This is a genomic window from Bacillus sp. NPDC060175 (genome assembly GCF_042728695.1).
GTDB lineage: Bacteria > Bacillota > Bacilli > Bacillales > Bacillaceae_G > Bacillus_A.
On the sequence record NZ_JBHWYR010000003.1, the window covers coordinates 63,337 to 75,052 of the forward strand.

The following is an 11,716-nucleotide window of genomic DNA, read 5'->3' on the forward strand; positions in this document are numbered from 1 at the left end:
TGTGTATCCAATACCCTGCTTATATTCTTCCTTGTGTTACTTACATTTATTTCATACATGATTTCTACTCTATCATTTTTAATTTCATAAACATAAAAAGGTAGTATAGAAAGTAGCCGGTTCCTTAACATACAGGGAATCGGCTACTTTTTGTCCAAACGCACAATTTTCTTTTTTCGTATGGTGCCCCTACATGCAAAACTTACATAAAATCTAGATGAACTCCAAATAAACTCCAGATACTTGTTTTATGCTAAATGTAATCTTAAACAAGGAGGTAATGGAAAATGTTTAAAACATTATTAGCAGGAACACTTTTAAGTACAGGATTATTAGCGGGTGGTGCAGTAGATACAGAAGATATGAAAACGAACAAACTAGAATCGAATAAAAAAATAGAATGGAAACAAACAAATAAAAGTGAAAAAGAATCCGCAAAAAAGATGGACAAAGGTACAAAAATTGATCAAAATCAACCAATGTCAGTTACAACAAGTGTAGATGGAACAACAACTTCTTCGCCAATCCATAATTCACCTGAAGACGCATTGCCAGCAATTCCTAACGAAGATGTGAAATCTAACCATAATCAAACCTTTGAAATGCCTGAGGACACTAAATCAAAACCTGTACATGATTCTTCTAAATAAGCTATAAAATGAAATAGGATCATACCGTCAGATAAGTAATAATAGAATCCCTGTTGCATACAGCGCAGGGGTTTTGATGTTAAAAAAGTTCCCTTCACTAGTCAAAAGCAAATAATGAAAAAAGAAAAATCAGATGTAAAATAATCAATAATTATTAAAAACAAATAAAAGGATTATCTCTTATTTAATAAGAGATAATCCTTTTATTTTTGGAACCATATCTTTCCCACCAGCAAAAAGAACCATAAACTTGCAGAAAGTTTATTTTAACTTCCCTATTGATAGGTTAACACGGTAATTCCCATACTTTAATAGTCGTCCTAGAAAGTTATCCAATTCTTCATTAGAAGCGAAATGTGTTTTTAATAAATAACACCCCTCACCACTTATACGGTGTACTTCAGAAATTCCTTCTTCTCCTTGAAAGAAATTCATAAACTCTTGATGATTAGCTGTTGTTACGAACAAAGTAACAAATGCAGTCACTACTTGTCCTAATTTGATTCGGTTTATTGCGATTGTGTATTGCTCAATAATCCCTAAATCCTCTAACCTTCGAATTCGATTTCCTACAGCCTGCCCCGTCATATGTATTTTCTGACCAAGTTCTTTCCATTGTATTCTTGAGTTTTCTCCTAATAATTTTAGTATCTCAAAATCTGTTTGATCAATGATATAAACCAATCCTTTCACCGTGAAAGTAGAAAGCCAGAAAGTGTTTCGCCAGCTTATTCTGCTTATCGATACAATTCACTATACTTAGTTTATCCTCTTACATCACATTATTTATCAGTTATATTCACTTATAACATAGAGGACGCAACAAAAAAATACATCTAGATTTAAAGGAGGTTACAAATATGTTATTACAAGAAATCCTATCGTTCAATGAACAATTTGTAGAAAATAAGGAATACGCTCCTTGTGAAGCGACAAAAATGCCTAAAAAACGTATGGTTGTTGTTTCTTGCATGGATGCTCGTTTAATTGAGCTACTTCCAAAAGCTTTAGATATACACGATGGTGATGCAAAAGTTATCAGAAATGCAGGTGGTAAAATTGCTTCTCCTTTCGATAGCGTTATGCAAAGTGTTGTAGCATCAGTATATGATCTAAATGCAGATGAAATCTTTCTTATCGGACACCATAGATGTGGCGCAAGCCAAACTAATCCAAAAGGAACACTTCAAAAAATATTAGATCGTGGAGTAGCTTCACCAGAAATTTTATCAGCAATTGAATATGCTGGTGTTGACCTTGAAAAATGGTTATTTGGATTCGATGATGTCTGCGACTCAACTCAAGCTAATGTTGATTTATTAAGAAATCATCCACTTATTCCAAAAGATGTTCCTGTACATGGTCTAGTTATTGATCCTCACACAGGTAAATTAGATTTAGTAGTTGATGGATATAAAAAATTAAATGGTATGGAACATTAATTATTACTTAAATGAAGGGAAGTTATTAGATATGAATAGACAAGAAGCTACGCAAAAAATTATGGAAGCAAAAATCGCAAAAGGTTTAACATGGGAAGAAATTTCAAAAGTAAGTGAAAACTCTGAGACTTGGGTTGTAACAGCATTATTAGGACAAGCTACAATGACACGTCTGGAAGCAGAAAAAATTGGTAAACTATTAGAATTAGATGAAGAAGTAGTTCAGGCATTAACAGTAGTTCCACTTCGAGGTCAAGTAATGCAAATGCCTCCTACTGACCCAATCTTATATCGATTATATGAAATGATGTTACAATACGCACCAACTCTTAGAGAATTAATCTTAGAAAAAGCTGGCGAAGGTGTAATGAGTGCAATTAACTTCAATCTAGGTGTGGATACACAAGAAGATCCAAAAGGTGGCGATCCTCGTATCGTTATTACACTTAACGGGAAATTCTTACCGTTCCGTACATGGTAATTAATTAAAAATCTATCTATATAATTAAAATGATTTTATAGATTTACAAAATCCATCCTTTTTAATCTAACTGTATAGAAAGGGTGGATTTTTACTATGAGATTCTTTTTCGGCAAAGGAGAATAATATGAATAAAAAATACTTTGATACGAGCTTTAGTATTCTACAGTGGTTTGTGTTTTTATTAGCAAATGCAATTGCATTGCCTATAATTATTGGTGGCATATTCCATTTATCAATAGAAGATATTTCAACATTAATGCAGCGAACTTTTTTAGTCGTGGGAGTAAGTTCATTTATACAAGCATGGTTTGGGCATCGCTATCCCATAGCGGATGGTCCAGCCGGTTCATGGGTAAGTATATTTGTCATACTGGGACAAGTAGCTATGCATCAGGGTCAAAGCGCAAAAGACGTGTTGCAACTTTTAGAAGGCGGGTTAATTATTGCAGGTATATTACTCTTCACGCTTGGTATAACAGGGCTTGTACATCGAACCTTGCGTTTATTTACCCCTTTAGTTACAGGAACTTTTCTTTTAATCTTAGCCCTTCAGCTTAGTGGTGTGTTACTAAAAGGAATGATGGGGTTACAAGGGGCCGCAACTCATCCTGATTATACAACAGCTACTATTGCACTCTTTGTTTTTGCCATGATTACCTTCTTATCAATTAAAGGGAAAGGATGGATGAAAAGTTACGCTGTGTTACTTGGCATTTCATTTGGTTGGCTTTTGTATGCTGTATTAGGAAAATCATCTCATATGCCTTCACACACACCGTTAGTTAAGTTACCAGAGATATTCGCTTGGGGCATGCCTAGATTCGATATTGGAATGACTCTAACTGCAACTTTATTTACATTTCTTTTAGTTGCAAATACGATTGCTGCTGTTTCAGCTGTAAAACAAGTGGCTCCGTTATCTAAAGAAAATGAAAAGCAAACACTGAACCGTGGTGTGTGGGCCGGAGGTATATCACATATTATCTCGTCGTTGTTCTCTACAATTGGAATTGTACCATTACCTGCATCAGCAGGATTTATTCAACTAACAGGACAAAGAAAAATGAAGTCGTTCCTTATAGCAAGTCTCATATTAGCAGGAATTTCTTTTATTCCCTCAATTGTAAGCTTTATATCCTTGCTACCAGGTCCTATTGCTAATGCCGCACTTTTAGCAACATTTGTCCAAGTAATAGGCATTTCATTTCAATCCATTTTACGTGAAGAATTAAATCAACGCCGATTAACTATATTAGGAATTTCATTATTAATCAGTTTGGGAATAATGTTTCTTCCAGAAAGTGCATTTAGCGGAATTCCTTCTTCCTTACAATATGTTTTAAGTAATGGATTACTTGTGGGTACTATGATCGTTATTCTGCTAGAACAGTTTTGGAAAGAGTAAAGTATTTATATACTTAATTATAAAAAGAAGAATTAGATGGATTTAATAGTGAATTAAAAAGATAATATTCATATTTCTCTTTTTGATTATTGTTACCATACCAATTTTTACTTTTTACACCATGAAACTATATACGTCAAAATCGTTTCATGACGTTATTACTTCCACATACTTGCACTTTATATAATAACGGTACAGTACAAATAACATGCTGTATAAATAAGTGTGGGGGGATTTACTATGAACGAAGCGTTACTATTAGTCGACATACAAAATGATTACTTTGAAGGCGGCAATATGGAATTACATCAGCCTGAAAAAGCCGTACAAAAAGCGACGGAAGTATTGAAAGTGTTTCGTGAAAAACATAAAACAGTTATTCACGTACAACATATTGCGAACAATGAATGGGCTACTTTCTTCTTACCCGAGACAGTAGGGGCTCAAATTCATGATGACGTACAACCGATTGCTACTGAAAGAGTCATACAAAAACATCATCCTAACAGTTTTTTAAGAACAAATTTATTACAAATATTAAAAGAAGAGAAAATAGAGCAACTAGTCATTTGCGGTATGATGACTCATGTATGTATTGATGCAACAGTACGCGCTGCCAGTGATTTAGGATTTCAATGTGTTGTAATTGAAGATGCTTGTACAACAAAAGATTTAGAATTCCAAGGAAATCTAATCCCAGCAGTACACACTCATCAATCGATCATGAGCGTATTAAAGTTTGGTGATATTTACTTTGTCTAACACAATTGTGTTAGATTGTGAGCGCTAACCAAGCCAGAAGATAATAATTCCCCTACGTCACCATCCGAGCGTTCAAAGCGTCGCAAAATACCTGTGGGACTGTTACGAGCAGCCAGAAACATTAAGAGTTATCATGGGCAATCGCATTAAAAAAAGCTACTGCCTATAAAATACAGACAGCAACTTCAACTAGAGTAGCTGGCATGATTTACGCAAGCTACAATATATAATTTGATTTTCTATTAGTTTTTTTGCATACTCATTTTTTACATTTTGTAACTAATAAACAGCGATCGGACCATAAGGACCATTGATAATTTCTATTTTTGTTTCAAAAATATCTGTCAAAATTTTTGGGTCCATAACCTCTTCTACTGTTCCAAAAGCAGCAATTTGTCCATCTTTCATAGCACAAATTTTGTCAGAGTATTTAGCAGCAAAATTTATGTCATGCATAACAGTCAAAATTGTTCTTCCGAATTCATTAGCTGCACGTCTCAAATGCTCCATCATTTGAACAGAACGAGCAACATCAAGGTTGTTCAGAGGCTCGTCCAAAAGTACATATTCAGTCTCTTGGCACAATACCATCGCTACATATGCTCTTTGCCTTTGACCACCAGAAAGCTCATCTAAATATCTATTCTCTAAATTAGTTAAATCCAAGAAATCGATATATTTAGAAATAATAACCTCGTCCTCTTTAGTTAACCTTCCCTTTGAATAAGGAAAGCGCCCAAATCCAACTAGTTGTCTAACAGTAAGCCTCGTTACAAAATGATTTTCTTGTCGCAATATAGTCAAAACTTTTGCTAAGTCTTTTGATTTGGATTCAGAAACATCCATATTCGCTACCTGAATTTGACCTTCATCCATATCTAAGAGTCTTCCAATCATCAAAAGTGTCGTTGACTTTCCAGCTCCATTTGGTCCAATTAAAGAAGTAAAGCCCGCTTTTGGTATTTCAATATCTAAAGGTCCTATTTTTACCTTATCAGTATAGAACTTTTTAACGTTATCAATTTTTATCATAAAGCCCTCTTCCTTAAAACTATAGTTAAGAATATTATTCCACCAAATAATTCGATAATAACTGAAACTACACCTTGAGCATGGAATACATGATACATTAAAAAGTATGCACTCGTCATTATCAAAAATCCTATAGCAAAAGCCATTGGAAAAATATATCTATGATCATAAGTTGAAGCCGCCTGATAACTCAAAGTTGCTACTAAAAAGCCGTAGAAAGTAAGTGGCCCAATTAGAGCTGTTGAGATGGACATCAAAATAGCAACTAATACAAGCGTATAAATTACACTAGGTTGATATTTAACTCCAAAAGAAGTAGAAACATCCTTTCCTAGTGATAATATATTCAAATTCTTAGCATGAGCAAAAATTAATACTGCTACAATTATGATCATAGGAATTACAATAGGAAAATATGCAGAATCTGCATGATTAACAGAACCAAATAATCTTGCTTGTAAAATATCAAACTCTGAAGGCGCAAGTAGTTTTCTCATGAAAGTTGACACAGAATTTAGCCCGGTACCAATAATAATTCCAACTAAAAGCATAAGTTGTAAATTACCGTATTTACCGGAAAGTAACCATCCATAAAGTATCAAACTCATGAAGACCATAACAACAACTTGAAATAAAAATGATCCAATTCCACTAAAATTTATTAATGCACTAGCACCAAAGAAGAATATTGTACTCGTTTGAATTGCTGAATAAAGTGATTCGAAACCTAAAAGCGAAGGAGTAATAATCTTATTGTTCGTAATAGATTGGAAAGCAACTGTCGACAAGCTATGGCAAACTGCAGCAATAATCATTGCAACAATAGCTACTATCCTTCTCTTAACAACTGGGATAAAAGAAGGTGAGTCTATCGGAACTGGATTGTTATAAACTAAAAGTCCATATGAAGAAAGGAGGCCTAAAGCAATCAATGTTATTAGTAAAATCCAATAACGTCTTTCTTCCTTCTTAGAACGAAAAGCACTAGCTGATCTACTTTCATTATGAAGGCTAGAATCGATTTCGACATTTTTTTTATTTCTATATTCTAATGTGATCATCGTAGCCTCCTTGGTTTTCTTTGTCTCAATAAAATAGTAATAAACACGACTGCTCCCACTGTTGCAAGTATTAAAGAAACAGGTACTTCAAAAGGCTTTATAATTGTTCGAGAAATGATGTCACAGGCAGTTATTGTCCCCATTCCGATCACACATACCCAAGGTAAATTACTCCTAAGATCATCACCTCTAAACATTGAAACAATGTTTGGAACAATTAATCCCAAGAAAGGTAAGTTTCCAATAACAGCTGCAACAACTCCAACTGCAACAGAGATAAGGCCAGTCCCAAAAAGAACAATTCTATTGTAATTAACTCCAAGGCTTGTTGCAACATCTTCTCCTAGTCCAGCTAGAGTCAATCTATTAGCATACATAAAAATAAGCAAAGTAACGATAACAATCAGCCATAAATATTCATATCTTCCCACCTGAACGGTAGCAAATGAACCTACAAACCAAGTTTCAATACTTTGCGTCATTTGAAAAAGGAGTCCCAAAAAAGTAGACACTGCAGAAATAACTGCTCCAAGCATCAATCCGATAATCGGGACAATTAAAGACGAACGAAGTTTAACTCTTCTTAAAAATAGAAAGAAAATCATAGTTCCTATAAAAGAAAAAATGATTGCACCAGTCATTCTTTGAACTAAAGTCGGGGCAGGAAATAATAAATATACAAAAAGCAGGCCTAAGCCTGACCATTCAATAGTCCCCGTTGTAGTAGGTTCAACAAAGCGATTCTGTGTAATGAGTTGCATTACGAGCCCTGCCATCGCCATTGCAGCTCCAGTAAGCATTAATGCTACTGTTCTCGGAACACGAGTTATGAAAAACATCTCCATTCCGTCCTCTTGTCCACGTATATCATAAACTCCAGTAAACAGTGATATAATCCCTAAAATTATAACAATCATAATCGCTATTATAAAAGGTTTTGTCCATATTTTATTGTGATTATAAAACTGGGGTTGAGAAATATTCTCAACCCTAGAAATCATATTTTTTGACACTGTTTCGTACTCCTTTACACTACTTAGCTAAAGTTTTTGCAATATTTCCAAACAACTCTATATAAGTCTCAATTGATTCATTTGTGTAAGTATCTGCTGGTGCATAAACAATTTGTTTTTTAGAAACAGCAGTTGTGTTTTGAAGAGCAGGTGATTTAGAAATAACATCCTGAGCAGGAGCTGAAGTAGCAGCATCAGATGTTGCAGCATCACGATCTAATACGAAAAGCCAATCAGGATTTGTTTGTGCAATAGCTTCAACAGAAACGTCATCACCTTTATGACCTGCAGTAGAATTAGACACTTCTAGTGCTGGAGTCCAACCGAAAATCTCATACATTGGTCCCCAAACGCGACCAGAGTGAGGAGCAGCAAAACCAATATTCCCACCAGTAACGATAACACTCATAACTTTATCTTTTCCATTATAAGCAGATTTTACATTTTCAATAGATTTATCAAAATCAGCTACTAATTTTTTAGCTTCTTTATCTTTATCAAAGATTTTCCCTAAAGAAATTGTAGAATCTTTAAGTCCTTTTACTAAGTTTTCTCCAGGCTTAGTAGCTTTCTCAGAAACATCAACATTAAGATCAATAACAGCTGCATTTGGCACTAATTTTTTGATCTCTTCGTAATGGCCAGCAAATCTTTGACCAACGATTACAAGTTCAGGGTTTGCCGCTGCTATAATTTCAAGATTTGGTTCACGGTGATTTCCAATATTTTGAACTTTACTATCCTTTACATATGCTGAATCTGCAGGCATTACATCCTTTGGAGCAGCCGCTAATTTAATTCCCCAATCAGCTAAAGTTTCAAAAGTTCTATTATCCAAAGCAACTACATTTTTTGGATTTACAGGGACTTTAACAGTTCCATGTGCATCAGTGATTTCAACTGTTTTTGGCTTATCACTACTATCACCTTTATTAGCTTTCGAAGTTTCCTTACTTGAATCTGAGCAAGCTACTAACATTAAAGTGAAAATTGCTAAAATACTTACTAATTTTAAAAGCATAGTTTTTTTCATACGTATACTCCTTATAATGTAATTTAGTTCGAAAATGATAACGTCCATAGATTAAATTAGATAGTAACCTTTATGCATCTAAATTGCTATTGATAATCATTTTCATTTGAATATCCTGTTAATAAGTATAGTCATTAATTATGTGAAAATCTTGTGAATGGTGTGAGTTAATAAAACTAAACACAAATTAGATACAGTCTCATCTAATGCGCACCAGAGTCATCCCCCACACGTACTAATCAATAGATTGGGCACCTTATAAACCATGATTTCTACTGCAAAAAAATGCCCATTAATAGCTAATTTTTCATAATCCATTGCCTGGTAGCAATCTTCTTTTTATAGTTTCCGTCTTTTAATATTTCACAGAAACTATTTGATTATCAGGTTTAATAGAAAAAACGAGTAAAACTGTATGAAATAGTTTTACTCGTTTTTTCTATTATGACAAACTGTACTTTACCTATTATCTTATTTTTATCATTCAACCATTGAATAGCCTCTGCCATGTATCGTTTGAATATATCTCTCTTTCTTCTCGCACTTTAACTTTTTTCTTACATACCCAATATATAAGTCTACTACATTTGGATTGACTACTACGTTATACCCCCAAACCTGATTCAAAAGCATTTCACGGCTCAATATTGTATTTTTATTCTTAATTAAAAATACAAGTAAATCGTACTCGCGCTTAGTAAGCGAGAGATTTTTACCACCTTTTTTCACAATATGGCTAGATGCATCAACAAAGAGATCTTTAAACTGAAAAAAGTTTGTCTCATTTTGCTGGATACAGTCACTTCTCCTTAAAATAGCTTGAACCCTCGCTACTAATTCTTCTTTCACAAATGGTTTTCTTATATAATCATCTGCTCCTGCTTGTAACCCTGCTATGCAATCCTTGCTAGAAATATTGTCGGTCACAATAATTATCGGTGTCGTTTTAACAAGTCGTATTTGTCTGCAAATTTCTGGTCCCGATATACTTAATGAATCCCAATCCAATATGATAATATCCCAATCTTGTTCATATATTATATTTAAACCTTGGTTTTCATTGTGAAGTTTTAAAATGAAATAGCCTTCTTGCGTTAGACCGCTTACGATTTTCTTTGCAAAAGACCGTTCATTCTTAATTACCAACACCTGCTTCACCGATGGTTCACCTCTACTTCAATATAACTTAGTTAGATAAAAAATTATCCAAAAAAAATAATTTAAGATTTATAAATATTAAATTCCTAAAAAAAGCCATTATAACAGCTTATTAGAATAGCTCTATACAATCTTACAATAGATATGGATAAAAACACAAAATATATGAAGATTTAAATAAATGCTATTTAATCATTAAGGGGCAGCTATAGTATCTACCTGCTTATCATCAATAACTATTTCTTCACTTTCTGTTTCAGGGGTACCGCCCCATCCCCATCAACTTAAGCATTTTATACAACCACAAAACAAAAAGAACCATAAGCTTGCCAAACCGGCAAACTTATGGTTCATATCATATAAAATAAAAAAACCACCAAATATGTATTGGTGGAGACGGTGGGAGTCGAACCCACGTCCAAAAATATCGGCACTTAAGCTTCTACGAGTGTAGTCGATATATTAGCATTTCGCAAACTCTTCGGCCTATCGACAGGCTTCCAAGTTGCTAGTCTGATTGTTCTCTTCCTTCGCCCTCAGACGGCGAACTCCGGCGTAGTCCACTTAGTTTGAGTCCCTTACCCTACCACATGGACGATGGAGGGAGGAACCTTTAGTGCAATTAAGCAGCTAAAGAAAGATTGTTTTGTTTGCCAATTATAGGCTTTGACGTTTTAACGAGGCCGATCCCCTCGACTCGCAACCTAAGCTCGAACTATCCCTGTCGAATCCGTAACGTCCCCATGATAAAAATGGAGCATACGAAGAAAATATCGTGATAGCTACTAAGAGCTGTTTTTCAATGTACAACAACCTTACATAAGTTATTATATCATACGCGCGCCGTTTTACAAATGTAAATATCTGTATTACATCTTTTGGCGATCACGGAACACGCGTGCAATTTCACGTTTCGCTTCTTTCTCTTTTAAATCATGACGTTTATCATATTGTTTCTTACCTTTTGCTAAACCAAGTGCCATTTTTGCAAATCCATTTTTCAAATAGATTCTAAGTGGAACTAATGCGTAACCCGTTTCTTTTGCAGCTCCCGCTAGCTTATCAATTTCTTTTTTATGAAGAAGTAATTTTCTCGTACGAAGCGGATCATGGTTAAAACGATTCCCTTGCTCGTACGTATTAATATGCATATTATGAACCCATACTTCACCATTATGTATACGTGCAAACGCATCTTTCAAGTTCACGCGTCCAGCGCGAATCGACTTAATTTCCGTCCCTTGAAGGACAAGCCCTGCTTCGTATGTTTCTTCGATGAAATAATCATGAAATGCTTTTTTATTTTGTGCAATAACCTTACCTGTACCTTTTGGCATATAACGTCCCTCCTCTATTTTTACCATTGTAACAAATGTAAACAAAAAGCGAAAGTGGCTCGCTCAGAATGTGAGGTGGATGGAGCTTCTGACCTTGAGGCGCCCTTTGCCTCCTGGGAAAAAGCGAAGCCACCGAACATTCTAGCCACTGTAGCTGGATTACATAAAAAGCGAAAGTGGCTCGCTCAGAATGTGAGGTGGATGGAGCTTCTGACCTTGAGGCGTTCTTTACCTCCTGGGAAGAAGCGAAGCCACCGAACATTCTAGCCACTGTAGCTGGATTACATAAAAAGCGAAAGTGGCTCGCTCAGAATGTGAGGTGGATGGAGCTTCTGACCT

12 protein-coding genes and 1 other RNA gene are annotated in these 11,716 nt (G+C 34.8%); 5 read left to right on the forward strand and 8 right to left on the reverse strand.

Going from position 1 to position 11,716, the window contains the following annotated elements; all coding sequences use genetic code 11:
- Nucleotides 1-287: 287 nt before the first annotated feature.
- Entirely contained in the window at nt 288-650 is a 363-nt protein-coding gene (locus ACFWDE_RS02560) for a hypothetical protein (RefSeq protein ID WP_377889822.1), read from the forward strand.
- Nucleotides 651-911: 261 nt separating this feature from the next.
- Here the strand turns inward: ACFWDE_RS02560 and ACFWDE_RS02565 are convergent, their stop codons facing one another.
- Complete coding sequence (locus ACFWDE_RS02565) at nt 912-1,343, reverse strand: Lrp/AsnC family transcriptional regulator (RefSeq protein WP_002096214.1); 432 nt, start codon at nt 1,341-1,343, stop codon at nt 912-914.
- 167 nt (nt 1,344-1,510) lie between these two features.
- On the opposite strand from ACFWDE_RS02565, the gene ACFWDE_RS02570 reads away from it, so the two are divergent.
- The 4 genes from ACFWDE_RS02570 to ACFWDE_RS02585 all read left to right on the forward strand — a co-directional run bounded on the left by ACFWDE_RS02570 (nt 1,511) and on the right by ACFWDE_RS02585 (nt 4,743).
- Nucleotides 1,511-2,092: a beta-class carbonic anhydrase gene (locus tag ACFWDE_RS02570; RefSeq protein ID WP_377889824.1), complete on the forward strand. Its 582-nt coding sequence runs from the start codon at nt 1,511-1,513 to the stop codon at nt 2,090-2,092.
- A gap of 31 nt (nt 2,093-2,123) precedes the next feature.
- A complete protein-coding gene (gene cynS / locus ACFWDE_RS02575; RefSeq protein ID WP_377889826.1) occupies nt 2,124-2,573 on the forward strand; it encodes a cyanase in 450 nt (149 codons plus the stop codon).
- Between the two features lie 127 nt (nt 2,574-2,700).
- Nucleotides 2,701-3,981 carry a purine/pyrimidine permease gene (locus ACFWDE_RS02580; RefSeq protein ID WP_377889828.1) on the forward strand — a complete coding sequence of 427 codons (1,281 nt, stop codon included), beginning with the start codon at nt 2,701-2,703 and terminating at the stop codon, nt 3,979-3,981.
- A gap of 240 nt (nt 3,982-4,221) precedes the next feature.
- Nucleotides 4,222-4,743: a cysteine hydrolase family protein gene (locus ACFWDE_RS02585; RefSeq protein ID WP_377889830.1), complete on the forward strand. Its 522-nt coding sequence runs from the start codon at nt 4,222-4,224 to the stop codon at nt 4,741-4,743.
- A gap of 279 nt (nt 4,744-5,022) precedes the next feature.
- On the opposite strand, the gene ACFWDE_RS02590 is transcribed toward ACFWDE_RS02585, so the two are convergent.
- From ACFWDE_RS02590 to smpB, 7 genes are all read right to left on the reverse strand, one after another.
- Nucleotides 5,023-5,775: an iron ABC transporter ATP-binding protein gene (locus tag ACFWDE_RS02590; RefSeq protein WP_097832329.1), complete on the reverse strand. Its 753-nt coding sequence runs from the start codon at nt 5,773-5,775 to the stop codon at nt 5,023-5,025.
- Complete coding sequence (locus ACFWDE_RS02595; protein WP_193646896.1) at nt 5,772-6,836, reverse strand: iron chelate uptake ABC transporter family permease subunit; 1,065 nt, start codon at nt 6,834-6,836, stop codon at nt 5,772-5,774. Before ACFWDE_RS02595 ends, ACFWDE_RS02590 begins: the two co-directional genes overlap by 4 nt.
- Nucleotides 6,833-7,849 (reverse strand): ABC transporter permease, encoded by a 1,017-nt coding sequence (locus ACFWDE_RS02600; RefSeq protein WP_377889833.1) that lies wholly within the window; start codon nt 7,847-7,849, stop codon nt 6,833-6,835. Before ACFWDE_RS02600 ends, ACFWDE_RS02595 begins: the two co-directional genes overlap by 4 nt.
- Before the next feature lie 19 nt (nt 7,850-7,868).
- Nucleotides 7,869-8,882, reverse strand: a complete 1,014-nt coding sequence (locus ACFWDE_RS02605) for a siderophore ABC transporter substrate-binding protein (protein ID WP_002139176.1) — start codon at nt 8,880-8,882, stop codon at nt 7,869-7,871.
- 480 nt (nt 8,883-9,362) lie between these two features.
- Nucleotides 9,363-10,040: a response regulator transcription factor gene (locus ACFWDE_RS02610; RefSeq protein WP_377889835.1), complete on the reverse strand. Its 678-nt coding sequence runs from the start codon at nt 10,038-10,040 to the stop codon at nt 9,363-9,365.
- Nucleotides 10,041-10,428: 388 nt separating this feature from the next.
- Nucleotides 10,429-10,783: a transfer-messenger RNA gene (gene ssrA / locus ACFWDE_RS02615) on the reverse strand.
- 126 nt (nt 10,784-10,909) lie between these two features.
- A complete protein-coding gene (gene smpB / locus ACFWDE_RS02620) occupies nt 10,910-11,377 on the reverse strand; it encodes an SsrA-binding protein (protein ID WP_001123917.1) in 468 nt (155 codons plus the stop codon).
- Between the last annotated feature and the right edge of the window lie 339 nt (nt 11,378-11,716).